The sequence below is a fragment of the Methyloversatilis sp. genome, assembly GCF_965284615.1.
In the GTDB taxonomy this organism is placed as follows: Bacteria; Pseudomonadota; Gammaproteobacteria; order Burkholderiales; family Rhodocyclaceae; genus Methyloversatilis.
In genome coordinates this window covers 3,248,862-3,272,060 of sequence record NZ_OZ260098.1, presented here as the reverse complement: position 1 = coordinate 3,272,060, position 23,199 = coordinate 3,248,862, and the positions used below count along the sequence as shown (strand labels likewise).

General features: G+C 64.9%; 17 protein-coding genes and 1 pseudogene. All 18 read left to right on the top strand.

What is annotated here, in order from left to right:
- Positions 1–2: 2 nt before the first annotated feature.
- The gene (locus ACQ66H_RS15530) at positions 3–2,216 is read left to right on the top strand and encodes a chemotaxis protein CheW (protein ID WP_430434752.1); all 2,214 of its coding nucleotides are present in this window, start codon (positions 3–5) and stop codon (positions 2,214–2,216) included.
- 159 nt (positions 2,217–2,375) lie between these two features.
- The gene (locus tag ACQ66H_RS15525; protein ID WP_304002095.1) at positions 2,376–2,885 is read left to right on the top strand and encodes a chemotaxis protein CheW; all 510 of its coding nucleotides are present in this window, start codon (positions 2,376–2,378) and stop codon (positions 2,883–2,885) included.
- A gap of 11 nt (positions 2,886–2,896) precedes the next feature.
- Positions 2,897–5,284, top strand: coding sequence for a methyl-accepting chemotaxis protein (locus ACQ66H_RS15520; RefSeq protein WP_430434751.1), 2,388 nt, complete (start codon positions 2,897–2,899; stop codon positions 5,282–5,284).
- 55 nt (positions 5,285–5,339) lie between these two features.
- Positions 5,340–8,183 (top strand): methyl-accepting chemotaxis protein, encoded by a 2,844-nt coding sequence (locus ACQ66H_RS15515; protein WP_430434750.1) that lies wholly within the window; start codon positions 5,340–5,342, stop codon positions 8,181–8,183.
- A 68-nt stretch (positions 8,184–8,251) separates the two neighbouring features.
- Positions 8,252–9,136, top strand: a complete 885-nt coding sequence (locus ACQ66H_RS15510) for a CheR family methyltransferase (protein WP_430435652.1) — start codon at positions 8,252–8,254, stop codon at positions 9,134–9,136.
- A complete protein-coding gene (gene cheD / locus ACQ66H_RS15505) occupies positions 9,111–9,740 on the top strand; it encodes a chemoreceptor glutamine deamidase CheD (RefSeq protein ID WP_430434749.1) in 630 nt (209 codons plus the stop codon). Before ACQ66H_RS15510 ends, cheD begins: the two co-directional genes overlap by 26 nt.
- Before the next feature lie 23 nt (positions 9,741–9,763).
- Positions 9,764–10,837 carry a protein-glutamate methylesterase/protein-glutamine glutaminase gene (locus tag ACQ66H_RS15500; RefSeq protein WP_430434748.1) on the top strand — a complete coding sequence of 358 codons (1,074 nt, stop codon included), beginning with the start codon at positions 9,764–9,766 and terminating at the stop codon, positions 10,835–10,837.
- A 47-nt stretch (positions 10,838–10,884) separates the two neighbouring features.
- On the top strand, positions 10,885–11,190 hold the full coding sequence (locus ACQ66H_RS15495) for an STAS domain-containing protein (RefSeq protein ID WP_430434747.1): 306 nt from the start codon (positions 10,885–10,887) through the stop codon (positions 11,188–11,190).
- Between the two features lie 176 nt (positions 11,191–11,366).
- Positions 11,367–13,073, top strand: coding sequence for a methyl-accepting chemotaxis protein (locus ACQ66H_RS15490; RefSeq protein WP_430434746.1), 1,707 nt, complete (start codon positions 11,367–11,369; stop codon positions 13,071–13,073).
- Between the two features lie 230 nt (positions 13,074–13,303).
- The gene (locus ACQ66H_RS15485; RefSeq protein WP_430434745.1) at positions 13,304–15,325 is read left to right on the top strand and encodes a methyl-accepting chemotaxis protein; all 2,022 of its coding nucleotides are present in this window, start codon (positions 13,304–13,306) and stop codon (positions 15,323–15,325) included.
- 236 nt (positions 15,326–15,561) lie between these two features.
- Entirely contained in the window at positions 15,562–16,887 is a 1,326-nt protein-coding gene (locus ACQ66H_RS15480) for a methyl-accepting chemotaxis protein (protein WP_430434744.1), read from the top strand.
- A gap of 145 nt (positions 16,888–17,032) precedes the next feature.
- Positions 17,033–18,004, top strand: a complete 972-nt coding sequence (locus ACQ66H_RS15475; protein WP_430434743.1) for a chemotaxis protein — start codon at positions 17,033–17,035, stop codon at positions 18,002–18,004.
- Positions 18,005–18,023: 19 nt separating this feature from the next.
- Positions 18,024–18,967, top strand: a pseudogene (locus ACQ66H_RS15470) (chemotaxis protein).
- 14 nt (positions 18,968–18,981) lie between these two features.
- Positions 18,982–19,380 carry a chemotaxis response regulator CheY gene (cheY, locus tag ACQ66H_RS15465; protein ID WP_430434742.1) on the top strand — a complete coding sequence of 133 codons (399 nt, stop codon included), beginning with the start codon at positions 18,982–18,984 and terminating at the stop codon, positions 19,378–19,380.
- 22 nt (positions 19,381–19,402) lie between these two features.
- Positions 19,403–20,230 (top strand): protein phosphatase CheZ, encoded by an 828-nt coding sequence (gene cheZ / locus ACQ66H_RS15460; RefSeq protein WP_430434741.1) that lies wholly within the window; start codon positions 19,403–19,405, stop codon positions 20,228–20,230.
- Between the two features lie 138 nt (positions 20,231–20,368).
- Positions 20,369–22,249 (top strand): chemotaxis protein CheA, encoded by a 1,881-nt coding sequence (locus ACQ66H_RS15455; protein WP_430435651.1) that lies wholly within the window; start codon positions 20,369–20,371, stop codon positions 22,247–22,249.
- Between the two features lie 187 nt (positions 22,250–22,436).
- On the top strand, positions 22,437–22,787 hold the full coding sequence (locus ACQ66H_RS15450; RefSeq protein WP_430434740.1) for a hypothetical protein: 351 nt from the start codon (positions 22,437–22,439) through the stop codon (positions 22,785–22,787).
- Positions 22,788–22,845: 58 nt separating this feature from the next.
- A complete protein-coding gene (locus tag ACQ66H_RS15445; RefSeq protein ID WP_425761485.1) occupies positions 22,846–23,175 on the top strand; it encodes a DUF3135 domain-containing protein in 330 nt (109 codons plus the stop codon).
- The last annotated feature ends 24 nt before the right edge of the window (positions 23,176–23,199 follow it).

The following is a 23,199-nucleotide window of genomic DNA, read 5'->3' as shown; positions in this document are numbered from 1 at the left end:
CCATGACGGTGGACATGAGCCAGTTCTACCAGGTGTTCTTCGAGGAAGCGGCGGAGCATCTGGCGAACATGGAGCAGATGCTGCTCGACATCGACCTGCAGAGCGTCGATGACGAAGAAATGAACGCGATCTTCCGCGCCGCCCATTCGATCAAGGGCAGTGCGGGCACTTTCGGCTTCCACGATCTCGCCCAAGTCACGCACGAACTCGAAACCCTGCTCGACCGCGTGCGCAAGCACGAGGTGGTGATGACGCCGGCCATGGTCAACGCCTCGCTCGAAGCGGGCGACCTGCTGCGCGACCTGGTGGCGGCACATCGCGGCGAGGGTGCCGCAGACATGGCACGCGTGGCCGAAGTGTGCGCATCGATCAAACGCCTGTACGCCGACCCGGCATCCGCGGCCGACGAAGACCCGCAGCCGCTGCCGGCCACGGCACTCCCGTCCTCATTCCGTTTCAGTTTCGTCCTGCCGCAGAGCTGTGCCGACGCGGCCGGCGTGATCGACAACATGCGCGCCGAACTCGAGGCGCTCGGTGTGTACGTGGTCGATGTATCGATCGACGCGGACGGCCGCTGGCAGTGCCTGCTCAATGGCCAGATCGATGCGACGGCGGTGCGTGACATCGTCGAGTTTGTCGCCAGGCCCGGCAGTTACGCCGACAGCACCTGCGCGCCCTCGGCGGCAGGCGGCGACGAAGCCTGGGGGCTTTTCGACGACGCTGCGCCGGAAGCGGCGGCGGGCGCCGACGACGGCAGTTACGGCTTTTTCGATCCGCCGGCGCCGGCCGTCGCGGTTCAGCAGGACGACAGTTTCGGCTTCTTCGATGCCGCACCCGGCGTGCCGACCGCGCCTGCGCCGGCAACGGCGTCGGCAGACGACAGCTTCGGCCTGTTCGAGCCGCTGCCGGCCGAACAGGCCGCGGTGCTCCCGATGGCCGCACATCCTTCGGTGCAGTCGCACGCACCCGTTGCCGAGAAGGCAGCCGAGCCGCCCAAACCCGCTGCGTCTGCGCGCACCCCCAAAGCGACCGGTGGCGATACCTCCATCCGCGTCGGCGTCGACAAGGTGGACCAGATCATCAATCTGGTCGGCGAACTGGTGATTACGCAGGCGATGCTGGCGTCGGCCGCATCGAAGCTCGACCCGGTCGAGTTCGAACGGCTGATGAATGGTGTGCAGCAGCTCGAGCGCAATACGCGCGACCTGCAGGAATCGGTCATGTCCATCCGCATGCTGCCGATGTCCACCGTGTTCTCGCGCTTTCCGCGCGTGGTGCGCGATCTGTCGCAGAAGCTGGGCAAGCAGGTGCGTCTGGTGCTCGCCGGCGAATCGACGGAACTGGACAAGGGGCTGATCGAGCGCATCGCCGATCCGCTCACCCACCTGGTGCGCAACAGCCTGGATCACGGCATCGAAACGCCGGACGTGCGCGAAGCGCGCGGCAAGCCGCGCGAGGGCACGATCACGCTGAAGGCTTCGCACCAGAGCGGCAACATCGTCATCGAGGTCGGTGACGACGGTGCCGGTCTGAACCGCGAGCGCATCCTGTCGAAGGCACGCGAGCGCGGCCTGCCGGTCAGCGACAACATGAGCGACCAAGAGGTGTGGGGACTCATCTTCGAAGCCGGCTTCTCGACCGCCGACCAGGTGACCGAGGTGTCCGGCCGCGGCGTCGGCATGGACGTCGTGAAGAAGAACATCACCGCGATGGGCGGCCGCGTGGACATCGAATCGATGACCGGCATCGGCACCCGCATGACGGTGCGCCTGCCGCTGACGCTGGCCATCCTCGACGGCATGTCGGTCGCGGTCGGCGCTGACACCTATATCGTGCCGCTGAACTACGTCGTCGAATCGCTGCAGCCGACCGCGGCGATGATCAAGAGCGTCGGCGGCGAGCCGCGGCTGGTGCAGGTGCGCAACGAGTACCTGAACATCCTGACGCTGCGGGATGCGCTCGGCCTTGCTGGCGGCACCACCGATCTCGAACGCGGCATCCTCGTCGTGCTCGAAGCCGATGGTGACAAGATCGCGCTGTTCGTTGACGAACTGGTCGGTCAGCACCAAGTGGTGATCAAGAGTCTGGAGGCCAACTACCGCAAGGTGGTCGGCATTTCCGGCGCCACCATCATGGGTGACGGCCACGTCGGGCTCATTCTTGACGTGCCGTCGCTGGTCGAATCGGCGCGCGGACGCCTCGCCGTCGCCGCCTGATCCGCAACGTCCTCAATGACCCCGCCGGCCGCTGGTCGGGCGGGGCCGTCGCCGTCCGTCTCGCGCCGTGTGCACACGCAAAATTAGGTGCTTCCAAGCCTCAAGGCGCCCGCCTTGCATGCCGTTACAACTTCCGTAATCGCAGCGAGGGAGCTCACGATGATGCAGGCGGCGCAGGCAGTGTCGCACCGGCCGGACGACGGCGCGGAGGGTAGTTACGCCCAGGAGTACCTCACCTTCACGCTGGGTGAGGAAGAGTACGCAATCGATATTCTCAAGGTGCAGGAGATCCGCGGCTACGACGCGGTGACCAGCATCGCGCACGCACCCCCCTTCATCAAGGGTGTGATCAATCTGCGCGGCACCATCGTTCCCATCGTTGACCTTCGCATCAAGTTCGGTGTCGGCGTCGTCGAATACACCCCGTTCACGGTCACCATCATCTTGAATGTCGGCGGTCGTGTCGTCGGCATGGTGGTCGATTCGGTGTCCGACGTGCTGGCGCTCGAATCGTCAAAGATCCTGCCGGCCCCGGAATTCTCGTCCAGCCTCGACACCCGCTACATCCACGGTCTCGGCTCCATCGACGAGCGCATGCTCATCGTCGTCGATATCGAAAAGCTCATGCTGTCGGCCGACATGGCGTTGGTTGACGATCAGGTTCACTGAAGGTGGCACACATGGATTCCCACTCCGCATCCCCGGCCGCCGCGCGCGGCCTGACCGTCCAGCAGCGGCTGATGGTCATCGTTGCCGCCAGTCTGGCCGGCATCCTGCTGCTTGCCGCGGTACTGCTGGCCGGCATGCGCAGCACCATGATCGAGGACCGCAAGAACGCCGCGCGCTTCGCGGTCGAATCGGCCTGGGGCGTCGTCGATGTCTTCCACAAGCGCGCATTGTCCGGCGAACTGACGCAGGAGGAGGCGCGCAAGCAGGCGATGAACACGCTGCGCACGATGCGCTACAACGGCGAGGACTATTTCTGGATCAACGACTTCGGTCCGCGCATGGTCATGCACCCGACCAAGCCCGACCTCGACGGCAAGGATCTCAGCGGCTCGAAGGACCCGAATGGCAAGGCGCTGTTCGTCGAATTCGTCGCCGTGGCCAAGGCGAGCGGCGCCGGCTTCGTCAACTACCAGTGGCCGCGGCCGGGTGCCGACAAGCCGGTGGACAAGGTGTCCTATGTGCGCCAGTTTGAGCCCTGGGGCTGGATCGTCGGTTCCGGCATCTATGTCGATGACGTCAATGCGCTGGTGCTGAAAGAGGCGTTGCGTGTCGCACTGATCGCGTTGCTGATCGCTGCGGTGATCGGTGTGATCGGCGTGCGACTGGGTCGCAGCATCGCCGGTCGCCTGCGTATCGCCGGCAGCCATGCCAATGAGATCGCATCCGGCGTGCTCGACCGCCGCATCGACGCCGGCACGCAGGATGAGGTGGGCCAGCTGATGTCGGCGCTGGAGCGCATGCGCACCGATCTGCAGGCGCGCGCGGAGCTTGAGCGTGCGGTCGCGGAAGAGAACCTGCGTGCGCGCACGGCGCTCGATTTCGTCACTACGAACGTACGCATCGCGGACGAAAGCGGCAAGGTGCTGTATGCGAATCGCGCGATGCACGCAACGGTGACTCGCATTGCAGACGAGTTGCGGCGTCATATCCCGGGCTTCTCGCTCGACAAGTTCATCGGTTGCAACATTTCGGCCATCTGCACCAATCCGGATTTCGTGCGCGAGTCCAAGACCACGGCAGATGGCTATCGGGCCCGCTTGGTCATTGGCCATCATGTGTTCGAACTGGTGTCAACACCGATCGTTGGCGAGTCGGGTCAGCGCATCGGCACCGTTGGTGAATGGATAGACCGCACCGACGAAGTCGCGATCGAACAGCAAGTGACGGATCTGGTCGTTGCCGCCGGCCAGGGCGACTTCAACCAGCGTCTGTCGCTCGACGGCAAACAGGGATTCTTCCTTCAGTTGGCCGAGGGACTCAACGGGCTGGTCGAACAGGTGTCGGTCAGTCTGTCCGATGTGGCTGCCGTGCTCAGTAGCGTATCGGGCGGCGATCTGACGCGACGCATCGATCGTAACTACAGCGGCCTGTTCGGGCAGCTGAAGGACGACACGAACACGACAGTGGACAAGCTGCGCGAGGTGGTGGGCCGGATCAAGGATTCGACCGAAGCGATCAACACGGCGGCACGGGAGATTGCGGCGGGCAACAGTGACCTGAGTTCGCGCACCGAAGAGCAGGCGAGCTCGCTGGAAGAGACGGCCAGTTCGATGGAAGAGCTCAATGCGACGGTGAAGCAGAACGCGGAAAGTGCGCAGAAGGCGAACGAGCTGGGTCGTCAGAGCAACGAAGCGGTGACGCGCGGCGCGGAGACGGTGAAGCGGGTGGTGTTGACGATGTCGGACATCCAGGACTCGAGCCGGAAGATCGCGGACATCATCGGCGTGATCGACTCGATCGCGTTCCAGACCAACATCCTTGCATTGAACGCGGCGGTGGAAGCGGCGCGGGCGGGTGAGCAGGGTCGGGGCTTTGCGGTGGTGGCGAGCGAGGTGCGCAACCTCGCGCAGCGCAGCGCGCAGGCGGCGAAGGAGATCAAGGGCCTGATCGCCGATTCGGTCGAGCGTGTCGACGGTGGCGCCAAGCTGGTGGCCGAGGCGGGTGCAACGATGGAGCAGGTGGTCGACAGCTTCCGTCAGGTGACGGGGCTGGTGACGGACATCGCATCGGCGAGCCAGGAACAGTCGTCGGGGATCGCGCAGGTGACGCAGGCGGTGAGCCAGATGGACGGGGTGACGCAGCAGAACGCGGCGCTGGTGGAGCAGGCGGCGGCAGCGGCGGAGAGCCTGGAAGAGCAGGCGCGTTCGCTGATGCGTGCGGTGGGGCAGTTCAAGCTGGACGAGGGCGGTCGTGTGGCGTCGTCGTTCGATGCAGTGCGCGAGGCGGCGAACAGCGAACCGGTGCTGCCGCGTTCGCGCGGTGGGGCGCTGGGCAAGGTCAAGCGCATCGCGCCGACGGCGCAGCCCGCCTTCGCTGAAGAGGAATGGGAAGAGTTCTGAGCGCGCGGCGACGCCACGCGAAACATCGATCAGCAGGGAGGCAGGAGAGTACGTCATGCGCATCAACTCGCCGGTGACCGGGCGTGAGGTCGAACTGACCGAGCGGCACAATCTCGTGTCGCGTACCGATCTGCAGGGGCGGATTACCTTCGCGAATCGCGATTTCGTCGAAGTGAGCGGTTTCGACGAGGCCGAGCTGGTCGGCCAGCCGCACAACATCGTGCGTCACCCTGACATGCCGCGCGAAGCCTTCGACGATATGTGGCGCTGCCTGAAGGCGGAGCGCCCGTGGACCGGTCTGGTCAAGAACCGCTGCAAGAACGGCGATCATTACTGGGTGCTTGCGAACGCGACACCGCTGCTGGAGAACGGCGTGGTGACCGGCTATATCTCGGTGCGCACGCGCGCCTCGCGCGAGCAGATCGCCGCGGCAGAGAGCGCCTACCGTGCCTTCGGTGAAGGTCAGGCCAAGGGCCTCGCGATCCGCGATGGCGTGGTGGTCCGGACCGGTTTCTCGCCGACACGTCTTGTTGCCGGCCTGAGCATCAAGGCGCGCATGTTCGCCATCGTCGGCATTCTCGGCCTGGCGATGGCGGGTATCGCCGCCACCGGCATGCAGGCGCTGCAGACCAGCGAATCCATCCTGAAGGTCGTTTATAACGATCGCGTCGTATCGACCCAGCAGCTCAAGGTGGTCGCCGACATGTATGCGGTGAACATCGTCGATACCGCGCACAAGGTGCGCAACGGCAACATCGATTTCGCCGCCGGCAGCAAGAACCTCGATCAGGCGCGTGACGCGATCGGCAAGAACTGGGACAGCTACCGCGCCAGCCAGATGACGGCGGAGGAGAAGACGCTGGTCGAGCAGGCCGTGCCGCTGATGAAGACCGCCGACGCGTCGATCGAACGTCTGGCCGCCATCATGGCGAACAAGGACATGGCGGCGCTGACCGCCTACACGGTGCAGGATCTGTATCCGGTGATCGATCCGATCTCCGGCAAGATCAGCGAGCTGGTCGATCTGCAGATCCGCGTTGCGGGTTCCGAGATCGAACACGTGCGCAGCGAATCGTCGTCGGCCTTCGCGGTCATGGCAGCGCTGCTCGCCGTGGGCGTGCTGATCGCAGCGGTCGGCGCCTGGCTGCTGCTGCGCTCGATCCTGCGGCCGATTGCCGACGTGAAGGCCATCGTCCGCCGCATGGCGGAGGGCCGGCTCGACGTCGAGGTGGAGACCACGCGCCGCGACGAGATGGTGGCCATCCTCGACGCGATGAAGACGATGAAGATCAAGCTCGGTGCCGACATGGCCGAGGAGCGCCGTGTGGCCGACGAGAACCTGCGCATCCGCGAGGCGCTCGATTCGGTCACCACCAATGTGCGCATCGCCGATCCGGACGGCAAGGTGCTTTATGCGAACAAGACGCTGCTCGACACGCTGCGCCGCACTGAAGCGGACATCCGCAGGAAGCTGCCGCAATTCTCGGCCGAGCGCTTCGTTGGCAGCGACATCACGGTGTTCTATGACGATCCGGAGGCGGCGCGCCGCCGCCTGGCCTCGCTGTCCAGCACGGTCAAGAGCGAGATCGTCATCGGCGGTCGCCTGTACCAGCTCACCACCAGCCCGATCACCAATGCAGCCGGTCAGCGACTGGGTTCGGTCGGCGAATGGCTGGACCGCACCGACGAGGCGGCTATCGAGAAAGCGGTGACCGACCTGGTGCGCAGCGCCGGCAACGGCGACTTCTCGCAGCGCCTGACGGTGGACGGCAAGCAGGGCTTCTTCCGTCAGTTGGCCGAAGGGCTCAACGGACTGGTGCAGCAGGTTTCCGACGGTCTGGCCGATGTTGCCAACGTGCTCAACGCTATGGCCAGTGGCGACCTGAACCGCAAGATCGAGCGCGAGTACGCCGGCACCTTCGCCCAGCTGAAGGACGACACGAACACGACGGTGGACAAGCTGCGGGAGGTGGTCGGCCGGATCAAGGAATCGACGGAAGCGATCAACACCGCTGCGCGGGAGATTACGGCCGGCAATGCGGACCTGAGTTCGCGCACCGAAGAGCAGGCGAGCTCGCTGGAAGAGACGGCCAGTTCGATGGAAGAGCTCAATGCGACGGTGAAGCAGAACGCGGAAAGTGCGCAGAAGGCGAACGAGCTGGGTCGTCAGAGCAACGAAGCGGTGACGCGCGGCGCGGAGACGGTGAAGCGGGTGGTGTTGACGATGTCGGACATCCAGGACTCGAGCCGGAAGATCGCGGACATCATCGGCGTGATCGACTCGATCGCGTTCCAGACCAACATCCTTGCATTGAACGCGGCGGTGGAAGCGGCGCGGGCGGGTGAGCAGGGTCGGGGCTTTGCGGTGGTGGCGAGCGAGGTGCGCAACCTCGCGCAGCGCAGCGCGCAGGCGGCGAAGGAGATCAAGGGCCTGATCGCCGACTCGGTCGAGCGTGTTGACGGTGGCGCCAAGCTGGTGGCCGAGGCGGGTGCAACGATGGAGCAGGTGGTCGACAGCTTCCGTCAGGTGACGGGTCTGGTGACGGACATTGCGTCGGCGAGCCAGGAACAGTCGTCGGGGATCGCGCAGGTGACGCAGGCGGTGAGCCAGATGGACGGGGTGACGCAGCAGAACGCGGCGCTGGTGGAACAGGCGGCGGCGGCGGCGGAAAGTCTGGAAGAGCAGGCGCGTTCGCTGATGCGTGCGGTGGGTCAGTTCAAGCTGGACGAGGGGGGCCGTGTGGCGTCGTCGTTCGACACGCCGGCCGCGGTGTCGCGCGAGGCGGCGAACAGCGAACCGGTGCTGCCGCGTTCGCGCGGTGGGGCGCTGGGCAAGGTCAAGCGCATTGCGCCGACGGCGCAACCCGCCTTCGCCGAAGAGGAATGGGAAGAGTTCTGAACGCAGGCAGTGACTGAATCGTCCTTCCAAATGGAATCCGCATCGTGAACACAGGCAGCAAGGCAAGCATCACCACGCACAACGCGGCGCAGATCACGCGCCAGCTGTCGGAGGTGAAGACTCTGACCGGCAGCACGCGCGAGTTCAGCTTCACGCGCGAGGACTTCGACCGCATCGCGAAGATGATCCATCAGTACGCTGGCATCTCGCTGTCGCCGATCAAGTTCGACATGGTGTACAGCCGGCTGGCACGCCGGCTGCGCGCCACCGGCGACGCGACCTTCGCCGACTACATCCGCCGGCTGGAGCGCAACGACCGCACCGAATGGGAAACCTTCGTCAATTCGCTGACGACCAATCTCACGTCCTTCTTCCGCGAAGCACATCACTTCGATCTGCTGAAGCAGCACCTGACCAAGCTCGGCAAGCCCAACGCGCGCATCTGGTGCAGCGCCGCGTTGACCGGCGAGGAGCCGTACTCGATCGCCATCACCTGTTGCGAGCTGTACGGCAGCATGACGCCGCCGGTCGAAATCATCGCCTCCGACATCGACACCCAGGTGCTGGCGCAGGGCCAGGCGGGCGTCTATGGCGAAGAGCGCATCGAAAAGCTGTCGCCTGAACTGGTGCGCAAGTACTTCCTGCGCGGCACCGGTAGCCGTTCGGGTGAAGTGAGGGTGCGTCCGGAACTGCAGCGGCTGATCCGCTTCACCCGGGTGAACCTGCTCGAACCGAACTGGCCGGTACGCGGGCCGCTGGAAGCCATCTTCTGCCGCAATGTCATGATCTATTTCGACAAGCCCACGCAGTACGGCATCCTCAAGCGCTATGTGCCGTTGCTGCGACCCGACGGGCTGCTGTTTGCCGGCCACTCGGAGAGCTTCTCGCACGCGGTCAACCTGTTCCGCAATCTGGGAAGGACGGTTTATGCGCGTGCTGACGGCGGTCGATAATCACGGCCCGGGCCTGATCGAGCATCAGGCGGCGCAGCGCTATTTTGACCGCAACTTCTCGCGCGAGGCGGTCAAGATCCTGCCGGGTGAGTTCTTCGTCACCACGCGTGACATGCTGCTGGTGACGGTGCTCGGCTCCTGCGTCGCCGCCTGCATACGCGATCCTGAGCGCGGCATCGGCGGCATGAACCACTTCATGCTGCCGGACGCCGGCAGCGGTGTCATGAGCCGTTCGGCACGCTACGGTGCTTACGCGATGGAACTGCTGGTGAACGAACTGATCAAGGCCGGGGCACGTCGCTCGGCGCTGCAGGCCAAGGTGTTCGGCGGCGGGCGCGTGATGGCGACGCTGGCCAATGCCAATGTCGGCGAGCGCAACGCCGATTTCGTGCTCGACTATCTGGCCAACGAGGGCATTCCGGTGCTGGCGCAGGATCTGCTGGACAGTCATGCACGAAAGATCTATTTCTTCCCGCACGCCGGGCGTGTGCTGATGAAGAAACTTGCCCGCGTGAACAACGATACGCTGGCGCGCCGCGAACGAGAGTACCAGGAAAGACTCGCCCGCGACGACGCATCGGGCGACATCGAGCTGTTCTCCTGAACGGGGGCAGCGAGGAGCATGGAATGAAGATCAGGGTTCTGGTGGTTGACGATTCCGCGGTGATGCGGGCGGTGCTGACCGAGATCATCAATCAGGCGCCCGACATGGAAGTCGTGGGCACGGCGCCCGATGCGGCCGTGGCCCGGCAGAAGGTGAAGGAAACCTCGCCCGACGTGCTGACGCTCGACGTCGAAATGCCGAACATGAACGGCCTCGAATTTCTCGACAAGGTGATGCGGCTGCGCCCGATGCCGGTCATCATGATTTCGAGCCAGACCGCGCAGGGGTCGGAAACCACGCTGCAGGCACTCGAACTGGGCGCGGTCGATTACGTGGCCAAGCCGCGTGGATCGCTGGCCGGCCTGCCGGTCAGCTATGCGCAGGAAATACACGAGAAGATCCGCGCCGCGCATGGCGCGCGGCTGAAGGTGCTGCGGACCGCACCGGCCGAGCCAGCGACCGCGGCCGCGCGGCCGGCGACCGCCGCCGCCACGTCGGCGTGGGGCGACCGCATCGTCTGCATCGGCGCGTTGACCGGCGGCACCGAAGCGATCAAGGAAGTGCTGTGCCGACTGCCGGCCAATATGCCCGGCATCGTGATGGTGCAGCACATGCCTGAAATGTTCACCGCGAGCTTCGCCCGCCGCCTCGATTCGCTGGCCCGTGTCCGCGTCAAGGAGGCGGAGCAGGGCGAGCGCATCCTGCCCGGTCATGCCTATCTGGCGCCTGGGCATTCGCATCTGGAAATCCGCCGCAGCGGCACCGGCTATGTCTGCGAACTGCTGCAGACGCCGCCTTACAACCGTCACCGGCCGGCGGTAGATGTGCTGTTCAATTCGGCCGCCCAGCACGCGCGTGGCAGCGCGGTCGCTGCCCTGTTCACCGGCATGGGCAAGGACGGCGCCCAGGGCATGCTGGCCATGCGCCGCGCCGGCGCATGGACCATAGGGCAGGACCAGGAGAGCTGCGTCGTATATGGCATGCCGCGCGAGGCCGCTCAGATCGGCGCCTGCTGCGAGGTGGCGCCACTGAACCAGGTGGCCGAGCGCATCGTTGCCGCACTGCAGGGAGGACGCCGGGTCGCCGCTCACGCATGAGCCGTTGACGCCTCGTTCAATCATCCACTCACTGATAAAGATCCAGCATGGAAATCCGTACCTCGGTCATCGACCGACTCGCCCGCATCTCGTTGGGTGGCCGCTTCGACTTCTCCGCGCATCGCGCATTCCGTGAGACCACCGAGCGGATGATGGCGGGCGACGCCCTCGACACGCTCGAAATTGACCTGGCTGCGGTGAGCTATCTCGACAGCTCGGCGCTGGGCATGCTGCTGATGCTGCGCGACAAGGCGCGCGCCGCCCATTGCGTCGTGCGACTCGTGAACTGCAGTGCGCCGGTGCGCCAGGTCATCGAGGTCGCCAATTTCCAGAAGCTGTTTACAGTCACCTGAGGTTCCCTGGCGGACCCCCGCGAGGCGCTGCCACGGCAAGCGTCTCAAGTTCGGACGCTTCAGGTCGTAACTCTCTTCACCACGGACAGGCACACGATGCCCAGGGTCCGACCGTACCGCGCGGGCGATGGGGCTTGCGCGATGCGGAAAGACCCTTACCGGACAGGAGAGGAACGATGACAACAAGCAAGCGCGCAGCGACGCGCAGCATTTTGCCCTGGCTGGGCCTTTTTTCCGCACTGCTGATCACCCACCTCGGCCTTTACGCGTACAGCGCATCGGCCTTCACCCTGAGCGGCGCACTGATTGCCGCGGCCTTGGCCGCGACGGGGGCTTTCATTGCACGCACAACGGCGGTCCTGTTGTTTGAGCGTCCGCTCGAAACCATGGTCGCCGGCCTCGAACGCGCCCGCATGTCAGGCGATCTCACCTATCGACTGGACGTACGCGGCGGCGGCGCACTGCCTCGACTGGCGGAAAGCTATAACCGCTTGGTGACCGAGTTCAGCGCAGCGATGGCCAAGATGCTGTTCACCTCGAAGCGGCTGCAGGACACCTGCAGCGGCCTCGGCAAGGGGGCAGAGCGTGTCGCCGGCTCAGCCGAGCAGCAGTGTGCGGCCTCACAAGCGGCCAGCGGTGATGTCGGCAATATGAAGGCCAGCATGGAGGCGGCAACCGAAGCGGCCGCCGGCACCGTGGACGATGCGACCCGATCGCGCGAGCTGTCGCAGAAGGGGGCGCAGGTGGTCAGCCGCGTCGCCGAGGAGATGGCGCGCGTTGCCGGCAGCGTGTCCGAAAGCGCGCGCCAGATCGAACATCTGGGCAAGCGCTCGGAGGAGATCGGCTCGGTCGTTCAGGTGATCCGCGAGATCGCCGACCAGACCAATCTGCTGGCGCTGAACGCAGCGATCGAGGCGGCGCGTGCCGGCGAGCAGGGCCGCGGCTTCGCGGTCGTGGCCGACGAGGTGCGCAAGCTGGCCGAGCGGACGGCCGCGTCCACCGGGCAGATCCATTCGATGATTTCCGCCGTGCAGCGTGAAACCGCTGATGCCGCCTCGGTCATCCGCGCCAGCGCGGTCGAGGCGCGCACCGGCGCCGACCTGACCAGCGAGGCGGTGGCCACGCTGGAAAGCATCCGCGAATGTGCCGACGCGACGCTGGAACGCGTGGGCGGCACGGTCGAAGCCATGCGTCAGAACCGGGCGCTGGGTGAACAGGTCGAGCAGCACGTGCAGCGCATTTTCGCGATGGCGGAATCGAATCGCGAGGTCTCCAGTTCGACCGCTGCCGAGGCGTCACGACTGGACGTGCTATCAAGCAATCTGGCCGAGTTGTCGCAGGTGTTCCGCCTTGGCAGCTACGGCGAGCAGGCGGTTGCTGCCCACGCCCGCATGCCGGAGATCGTCGCCGACGCGGCGCAGCGCATCGGCGCCTGCCTGGAGGCGGCGGTCAAGCGCGGCGAAATCCGGATGGAAGACCTGTTCGACGAGAACTACCAGCCGATCGCCGGTACCAAGCCGACCAAGTACAGCACCAAGTTCGACGCCCTGACCGATCGCCTCTTCCCGGCGATCCAGGAGCCTCTGCTCGACCGGCACACCGGCCTGATCTACGCCGGTGCGGTCAACCGCAAGGGCTATTTCCCGACACACAACAAGCGTTTCTCGCAGCCGCTGACCGGCGACGAGAAGAAGGACATCGCCGGCAACCGCACCAAGCGCATCTTCGACGACCCGGTCGGTCGTCGCTGTGGTGCGCACAGCCAGCCTTTCCTGATCCAGACCTATCGCCGCGACACCGGCGAGGTGGTGCACGACATTTCGGCACCGATCTACGTTGGCGGCCGGCAGTGGGGCGGCTTCCGCATCGGCTACGCTGCCTGATCTGCCGGCTGCGCGAGCTAAGGACGACGGGGCGCCTGTGGGCGCCCCGTTGCATTTGATGCATATCAAATGAATGCTGCGTTGCAGAAAGTTCGCTCAACCCTGGATGCAGTCTGCCGTAACTCTGTCAGGCGGGTCGTGAAGGGGTATCGACCCCGGGGAGCCCGCCTCGACACCGTATCCGGCTAATGCACGCAGTGCCGCGTGCCCCAGCCGCCCGAGGAGAGACCATGAACGCCCTGCTTTATCCCGCCCGCGCCCTGATGTCGCGCCTGCGGTTCGCTCCGAAGATGATGCTCGTGATGGGCATACTGCTCGCCATGCTCGTGGCGCTTGCCACCACCGTTGCGATGTCCCGGCTGGACAGTCTGCGCATGATGGAACGCGAGCACATCGGCGCCGAGTATCTGCGTGCGCTGCTCGGCACGATGACTGCAGTTCAGCAGCATCGCGGCATGTCATCCGCCATGCTCAACGGCGACGCCTCGCAGGCGGCGAAGGTCGAGGCCAAGGCGGCCGAGGTCGCACGCGGTCTCGATACGCTGAAGGCGCTGAACGCCGCCGATCCGGAACTGCTCGTGCAGCAGGCGCAGATCGAACGCCTGTCCGGAGAGTGGGCAGCGGTGAGACAGCAGATGAGCGGTTCGACCGGCGCGGCCAACTTCGCCCGCCATTCGACGATGATCGACAGGCTGCTGAACGACTTCCGCTCGGTATCCGATCGGTCGGGCATGAGCTTCGACCCCTATCCCGATACCTTCACGTTGGTCGAGGCCGCCGTGAACGTCGCGCCCTTCACCATCGAAAATTTGGCTAGGCTGCGCGGCCGTGCCGCCTCGATCAGCGCGCGTGGCACGGTCACGCCGGACGAGGCAATCGAACTGGGCGCGCTGCTGCAGCTGGCCGCCCGCCGCGTCGCCTCGATGGATCAGGTGAACGAACGTGTGCGCAGCTTCGCGCCCGAGCATGCACCGCGCGTTGCCGCCGAGATCGACAAGCTGCGCACCGCCTTCGCCTCGACCGCCGAGTTGCTGAACGCCTCACTGAAGGCGCAGCGCTTTGACCTGCCGCCGGCCGAGGTGTTTGCCCGCGCTTCGGTGCCGGTCGAGGCGTCGGTCGGCACCATGACCGCGCTGCTCGACACCGCCGACCTCGGCATCAAGGCGCATTCGCAGCGACTGATGGTCGATCTGACGCTGACCTGCGTGCTGCTCGCCGCCGGGCTGCTGCTGTCGGTCTATCTGGCGCTCGGCCTGTACGCGTCGCTGAAGGACGCGATCGGTCACACGATAGAGGGTGGCCGTCGTCTGGCCGAGGGCGATCTGACGGCGCGCATCCGTGTCGCCAGCCAGGACGAATTCGGCGACATCGCCAACAGCTTCAACAGCATGGCCGACAGCTTGTCCGGTCTGATCGCCCGCGTGAAATCGTCGGCCGGTGAGGTCAGCCAGGTGACGATGGCGCTCGCCAGCGCGACGCAGCAGATCAGCGAGGCGTCGGCCGGCCAGAGCCAGTCGGCGTCCGCCATGGCGGCCACGATCGAGGAACTGTCGGTGTCGATCAACAGCGTGTCCGACAGTGCGGCCGAAATGCGCCGTCACGCCGAATCGAGCCGCGAGGAAGCGGCCCAGGGCCATCATGCGATCGATGCGGTGAGCCATGAACTGGATGCGGTCGGCCACGTGGTGGGCGAGATTTCGCAGGCGGCCGGTGCCTTCATCGAAAGCACCCGTGCCATTGGCGACATGACCCGTCAGGTCAAGGACATCGCCGAACAGACCAATCTGCTGGCGCTGAACGCGGCCATCGAGGCGGCGCGCGCCGGCGAGCAGGGCCGCGGCTTCGCGGTCGTCGCCGACGAGGTGCGCAAGCTGGCCGAGAAGTCGGCGGTGTCTGCACAGCAGATCGACGAAGTGACGCGCGCGCTCGACGCCCGCGCCGGCAGCGTCGAGAGCGTGGTGCGCCGCGGCGTGCAGGCGATCGACAACTCGCGCAATCAGCTGACCGAGGTGGTCGGCGCGCTCGGCCGCGCGGCTGACGCGGCAGCATCGACTTCGCAGGGCATAAGCGGCATTGCCGAATCGGTCAGCGAACAGACCATCGCCAGCCACGACGTCGCCCGTTCGGTCGAGCAGATCGCGCAGATGAGCGAGGAAAACAGCTCGGCCATCACCGCCATGGCCAACGAGGCGCAGCACCTGCGCGCGCTGGCCATGGGGCTGGAAGAGGCGGGCGCACGCTTTCGCGTCTGAGTGCATCGCAGCAACGCGAAAAGCCCGCCCGGCAAGCCGGTACGGGCTTTTCCGCTTTCTGCAGTGCGTGCCCGGCAGGCTCTGTGAAATTTCCGCACATCGAGCAGGGATATAACTTAAGTCTTACACGCTGAGGGCGTTATTCCCTTGCGATCGCAGCTCTGCGCCGACCGTGTCCGGCGAGGCCGGGCAACTTCATACGTCCAGCATGCTGGAGACGAAAGAGGAGAAAGAACATGTTCGGGAACAAAGGCAAGCAACTGGAAGCGCGTCTTGGTGAGTGTGAAATACGGGCTGCGGCCACGAAAGCACTGATCGACGCCATCGACCGCTCGATGGCCATCATCGAGTTCGAACCGGATGGCAAGGTGATCGGAGCGAACGCCAACTTCTCCCGCGTGATGGGCTACGGCGTGTCTGAACTACCGGGCATGCACCACCGGAGTTTCTGTCAGCCCGCGTACGCGTCGTTGACCGCCTACACCGACATGTGGGCCCGTCTGGCGCGAGGCGATTTCGTGTCCGGCCGCTTTCCGCGGGTCGCCCGCGACGGTCGTGAAATCTGGTTGGAAGCCAGCTACAACCCCGTGCTGGGCGCCGACGGCCGGGTCGTGAAGGTGGTCAAGGTGGCCAGCGACATCACCGACAAGGTGCGCGCCGAGAGCGAAGCCACCGCCTTGCTCAACGCGATCAACCGCTCGATGGCGGTCATTTCCTTTACGCCGGACGGCACCATACTCGATGCCAACCCGAACTTCCTGAAGACGGTCGGCTACTCGAAAGACGAAGTCGTCGGGCGTCATCACCGCATCTTCTGTGAAGCCGAGGAGGTCGCCGCGCCCGGGTACGCGGCGTTCTGGCAGCGCCTTTCCAGCGGCGAGTTCGTCGCCGGTGACTTCAAGCGCCTGGCACGCGACGGCCGGGTGGTCTGGCTGGAGGCGAGCTACAACCCGGTGTTCGACCCGGCCGGCAAGCTTTACAAGGTGGTCAAGTTCGCGACCGACATCACCGAGAAGAAAGTGCAGCAACTGGCGGAGCAGGAAAGCGCACGCGTCGCCTGGCGCGTGTCCAGCGAAACCGACGCCATCGCCACCGAAGGTGCGGCCATCATCGAACGGGCGTCGTCGGAAATGCGCGCCATCGCTGAAACGGTCCAGCTCACGTCGGACCGGGTAGGGGAACTGGGCAAGCAGTCCGACCAGATCACCAGCATCGTCAAGACCATCCGTGAGATCGCCGACCAGACCAATCTGCTGGCGCTCAACGCAGCCATCGAAGCCGCTCGCGCCGGCGAGCAGGGCCGCGGCTTTGCGGTGGTGGCCGACGAGGTGCGCAAGCTGGCCGAGCGGACCAGCCTGTCCACCGCCGAAATCGGCGGCATGGTGCAGCGCATACAGGATGGCACGCGCAGCGCCATCGTGAGCATGGAATCCAGCCTGGTGAAAGCCGGCAGCGGCGTCGAACTGGCGGGTAGCGCCGGACAGGCGATCAAACGCATCAGCAACGGTGCGCGTGAGGTCGTACAGGCGGTCAGCAAGTTCTCGTCGGTCGTCGATGGGTGAAGCAGGGCTGCGCGCCGACTGGGATTGACCGTCGGCGTGCCCGTCACCGCATCGTCACCTTGCGTTCAAGACTTTCCGACCCTTGCCGTAAACCCAGCATCACCCCCGCTTTTTTCGTGCCACTGACCAGACAGACGAGGCCGACATGTCAGAGTTGCTCAAGAATATCGATGCCCGCACCAAGCTCGCGGGCACCAACAAGCTCGAAATCCTGATGTTCTCGCTCGGCGTCGATACGCGAACGGGCAAGCGCGAAACCTTCGGCATCAACGTATTCAAGGTGCGCGAGGTCATGCGTACGCCGGGGGTGACCGCGGCGCCTGAAATGCCGCCGGCCGTCGAAGGCATGGTGAGCCTGCGTGGCGCGCTGGTGCCGGTGGTCGATCTGGCCAAGTTCGCCCAGTTCCCCAGCGAAACGCCGCGCGACGTGATGATCGTGACCGAGTACAACGGTCACACCCAGGGCTTCCTGGTCGAGTCGGTCGATACCATCCTGCGCCTGGACTGGTCGCAGATGCGCGTGCCGCCGGCAATGCTGACCGCCAATCTCGGTGGCCTGGTCACCGCCGTCACCGAACTGGCCGACGGCCGTCTGGTGATGATGCTGGACGTGGAGAAGATCCTGTCCGAGACCGCGGACATCGACAACGACCTGGCGTTCAAGGACATCGAGCCGCTGGGCATCGAAGGCGCCACCGTGTTCTTCTGCGACGATTCCCCGGTCGCCCGTAACCAGATCACCCGCACGCTGGACCTGATGGGCGTGCGCTACGTCAGCGCGATCAACGGCGCGCAGATGTGGACCGAACTGAAGAAGATCGCGTCCTACGCCGATGCCAGCGGTCGCAAGGTGAGCGATCTGGTGAGCATGATCCTGACCGATGTCGAGATGCCGGAAATGGACGGCTACATCCTGACTAAGCACATCAAGGCCGACCCGCGCTTCGCCGGCATCCCGGTGGTGATGCATTCATCGCTGTCTTCCGGTTCGAACCAGCAGCTCGGCCGCTCGGTCGGTGTCAACGAATACGTATCGAAGTTCGAGGCGCAGCGTCTGGCGGAAACGATCAGCCGCCTGATCCGCCGCGGCAACGGTGGCGACCGTGCCGCCGCCTGAACGAGACTGGAGACAGACGATGGACAGAACCGATCAGAACCTGCTTGAACAAGTCGATGCCCGCACCAAGCTGGCAGGTTCGAACAAGATGGAAATCCTGCTGTTCTCGCTCGGCACGCACGAGCTGTTCGGCATCAATGTGTTCAAGGTGCGTGAAGTCAGCCGTACCCCGACCGTGACGCCGACGCCCAATATGCCGGGCGGAGTCGAAGGCCTCATTTCGCTGCGCGGCAACGTGATTCCGGTGCTGTCGCTGGCGCGCATCATGAATCTGGACGGCGCGCCCGAAGGCATGGGCGGCGCCATGATGGTGACCGAGTACAGCAAGCGCACGTTGGGCTTCCTGGTGCACGAGGTTGACCGCATCATCCGCGTCACTGGGACCGCGTGCGCGCGCCCGAATCGGTGGTGACCAGCGAACAGCTCTACATCACCGCCATCACCGAACTGGACGATGGCCGGCTGGTGTCCATCCTGGACGTCGAAAGCATCATGGCCGGCACCTTCGGAGAGGCCGCCATCACCGACATACCGCCGCTGGGCGGCAACTACGAGCCGAACGTGTTCTTCGTCGATGACTCGGCGGTCGCCCGCAAGAAGATCGCCGAAGTGCTGGACCGGCTGAGCATCAAACACAAGCACGCCACCAATGGCGCCGAGGCCTGGTCCCGGCTGCAGGGCATGGCCGCGCATTCGTCGGCCACCGGCGCTCCGCTGACCGACGAGATCGACCTCATCCTGGTCAACGCCGAAATGCCCGAGATGGACGGCTATGTGCTGACCCGCAATATCAAGAATGACCCTCGTTTTGCCGACATACCGGTAGTCATGCACTCGTCGCTGTCGTCGGAAGCCAACCGTGCGATGGGCAAGAGCGTCGGGGTGGACGCATACGTGGCGAAGTTCGATGCCGAAGTGCTGGCCGACACGCTGCGTCCGCTGCTGGCAACACATAAAGCCTGAGAGAGGTAGGCCCCATGTCTGATCCCAAGATGAAATTTCTCGTTGTCGATGACTTCTCGACCATGCGCCGCATCGTGCGCAACCTGCTGAAGGAACTCGGGTTCACCAATGTCAACGAGGCCGAGGACGGCGTGATCGCGCTGCAGAAGCTTAAGGCCAGCGAATTCGACTTCGTGGTGACCGACTGGAACATGCCGAACATGACCGGCATCGAGCTGCTGCGTGCCATCCGCGCCGATGCCGCGCTGAAGGCGCTGCCGGTGCTCATGATCACCGCCGAGGCGAAGAAGGAAAACATCATCGAGGCCGCCCAGGCCGGTGCGTCGGGCTACATCGTGAAGCCCTTCACCGCCGGCACGCTGAGCGAAAAGCTGAACAAGATTTTCGAGAAGATGAACCAGAAGGCCGCTTGAGCCTGCATCGGGAGAGGAAACCGTGAAGAAGCTGAAGCTTGACGAAACTGGCGATTCCGACGATCTGCAGGCCCTGTTCGACAGCATTGCCAGCGAGACGCCGCAAAAGGTGCGTCTCGAAGTCGTACCCGAGGCGGTAAACAGCGTCGGCGGCGATTCCGCCGACCTGGAGGCGCTGTTCGACACCGTAGCGACCGAATACACCACCTCTCACGCCGTTGACGAGTCGCATGAACTCGAACACAGCTGCGAAAACGTGTTCAACAAGGTCGGACATCTCGCCCGCCAGCTGCACGACACGCTGCGCCAGCTCGGCTACGACCACGCGCTGGAAGATGTGGCGCAGCAGATGCCGGATGCCCGCAGCCGCCTGAACTACGTCGCCCAGATGACCGAGAACGCGGCGAGTCGCGTGCTCAACGCGACCGACGTGGCGATCCCGCTGCAGGACGATGTCGAGAAGCGCTCCAGTGCGCTGCACGACCGCTGGGAAAAGCTGTACCGCAACGAGCTGTCGGTCGATGAGTTCAAGGCGCTGGCGAACGAAACCCGTGGTTTCCTCGGCGATGTGCCGGGCTTCGCCCGCGACACGCGCGCGCAGTTGAACGAAATCATGATGGCGCAGGATTTTCAGGATCTGACCGGTCAGGTCATCAAGAAAATCGTAGAAATGTCGCAACAGCTGGAGAGCGGCCTGCTGCAGGTGCTGATCGAAGCCATGCCGGCGGAGAAGCGGGCGGCAACGCCGGAAGGCCTGCTCAACGGACCGGTCATCAATTCGGAAGGCCGCAGCGACGTGGTGACCAGCCAGGAACAGGTTGACGACCTGCTCGAAAGCCTCGGCTTCTGAGACTGGCGAAGGATGGACGCACAACAAGGTCGGTGAGGCAGAACGCCGTTTCTGCCGGACCGTGACAACAGGTGCAGTTGGGCGGACGGATCGACGATCCGGTCGCCACAGGAGCGAAAGATGAGTGACTTTCAGGGAATGGAAGATCTGCTGCAGGACTTTCTGGTCGAGGCAACCGACCTGCTGTCCGGCGTGGACAACAAGCTGGTCGATCTCGAAAAGACCCCGGGCGACCGCGGCCTGCTGAACGAGATCTTCCGCGGTTTCCACACCATCAAGGGCGGTGCCGGCTTCCTGAACGCCGCCGAACTGGTCGCCCTCTGTCACCTGACCGAGAATCTTTTCGACAAGCTGCGCAACGGCGAAATGAACGTGACGCCGGTGCTGATGGACGTCATTCTCGACGCCACCGGCATCGTGCGCGACATGTTCGGCGCGCTGGAGCGCGGCATGCAGCCTACCGCTGCCGATCCCGACCTGATGGCCCGCCTGCGCGCCGCGCTGGCCGGCGAACTGACCGCCGAGCCGGCCAAGGCTGCGGCCCCGGCTGCCCCGGTGGCGAAGCCGGTCGCGACTGCTGCGCCGGCACCTGTGGGCGCCGAACCCGACTGGGTGGCGCTGCACCAGGCCGTGACCGGCGTCGTGCCGTCCGCCCCGCAGGCGGTGCCCGAGCCGGCTGCAGCCCGTTCTGCCAACGACGGTGAAGTGGCCGCCGTGGTCAACGCCGCTTTCGGTCGCCGCGCCGGCGATCGTCCGGGCGCACCCGCCCCGAGCGGCCGCCGCGACGCCGAGAAGGGTCGCGACAATTCCATCCGCGTCGATACCTCGCGTCTGGACCAGGTGCTGAACCTGTCGGGCGAGATCGGCCTGACCAAGAACCGCCTGACCTCGCTGCGCGCAGACATTCTGGCCGGCAAGAACGACAGCGATACGCTGCATGCGCTCGACGCCGCAGTGAGTCAGCTCGACCTGCTGGTGTCCGACCTGCAGAACGCGGTGATGAAGACCCGCATGCAGCCGATCGGCCGCCTGTTCCAGAAGTACCCGCGTATCGCCCGCGATCTCGCCCGCAACCTGGGCAAGGACGTCGAGCTGGCGCTGGTCGGTGAGGAAACCGAAATCGACAAGACGATGATCGAGGATCTGTCCGATCCCATCATCCACCTGATCCGCAACGCGGTCGATCATGGCGTCGAGACGCCGGACGAGCGCATGGCCCAGGGCAAGCCGGGCAAGTCGGTCGTGCGTCTGGAGGCGCGCCAGGAAGGCGATCACATCGTCATCATGGTGGCCGACGACGGCCGCGGCATGAATGCCGAGCGTCTGCGCGCCAAGGCGCTGGAGAAGGGGCTCATCACCGACGAGGAAGCGAACACGCTGGACGAGCGTTCCAGCCTGAACCTCGTGTTCCTGCCCGGCTTCTCGACCGCAGCCACGGTGTCCGACGTGTCCGGCCGCGGTGTCGGCATGGACGTGGTGAAGACCAACATCCAGAAGCTGAACGGCTCGATCGAAATCCGCTCGGTGCAGGGCAAGGGCACCACCTTCGTCATCTCGCTGCCGCTGACGCTGGCCATCCTGCCGGTGCTGCTGGTGCGTCTGGCCGAACAGCACTTCGCGGTGCCGCTGTCGATGGTGCGCGAAATCCTGCCGATCCAGCACGAAGACATCCAGGAAGTCGGCGGTCGCGCCACCATGGTGGTGCGCGGCGAAGTGATGCCGGTGCTGCCGCTGGCACGCCTGCTCGGCTGGCCGCAGAAGAATCATCCGCAGTACGGCGTGCTGATGCAGTCTGCCGAGTCGTCCTTCATCCTGGCGATCGACAATTTCGCCGGCCGTGAGGACGCGGTGATCAAGAGCCTGGACGACTTCCGTCCGAAGGGCGTGGCCGGTGTGACCACGCTGTCGAACGGCCAGATCGTGCTGATCCTCGACATGAAGGAACTGCTCGGCTCGATGGGCGACACGCGCGGCGTATCGCGTTCCAGCCTGATCGGTCACGTCGCCCGCGCCGCCTGACGCCCGCTGTTTCAACGCTGTTTCAAGGAGCCCGCCCGGGCCTGGTCCGGGCGGGCTCTTTTCCTTTTCCAGCCTGGGTTTCAGGGCTGCCTGCCTCGCAATCTCTCTGCCCCTAAAGACTTCAGTTCGAGGGTCGATAAGAAAGCATATCCGGCACTTCGCCGATCGCTACCGAGGGAGTCAAACCATGGCCGAAGCTACCCTGATCCAGCCGATTTCGTCCCCGTTCCCCGCCGCCGCGATGCTGCCTGCGGCCAGCATCCAGGCCCATCACGCTGAAATCATGCGATTGATGGATGCGATCGAAACGCTCGGCAACGAGGCGATGGTGACCGCGATGAATCTCGCCGGCGAGGCGGCCGAATCCGACGCACGAGGCCTCTTCATGCGCGCACAGGAAGTGCGCGCCTGGGTGCAGACCACGCTCGACATGGTCAATACCGACGCGCTGTGCCCGGACCTGTCGGGTCAGCTCGCCTATCAGGGCGTCGAGCAGGCCGCACGCCTGGTTGCGGCGCGTGAAACCCTGCCGCGCTGAGATCGATCACTGTCTGTTCCAATCGCCGAAGCACGATTGATGCAGGCGAGGACACCGAGTGTCGAAAAATCCTGAGCAGGACTTCGATTTTGACGTCTGGAAGGAACTGGCCCATTCAGATCCCCAGACCTATTTCGCGGAGCGACGGCGCGTGATCGAACAATTCATCAATACCTGCCCACCGGACAAGCAGGCGGTTCTGCGCGACCTGCAGGTGCGCATCGATGCCAGCCGGGCGATGGCGGGCTCACCGAATCAGTCGGTGCGCGAGCTGTCGCGCATGATGGAGGACTACCTGCTCGCGCTGTCCGAGCGCCTGATGGCGTTGCACCGCGAAACGTCGGCGCTGCAGAGCTCGCTGCGTCAGGGATTGCGCGGCTCGACCTGAGTTGCCCACCGCCGGCGGGTCCTC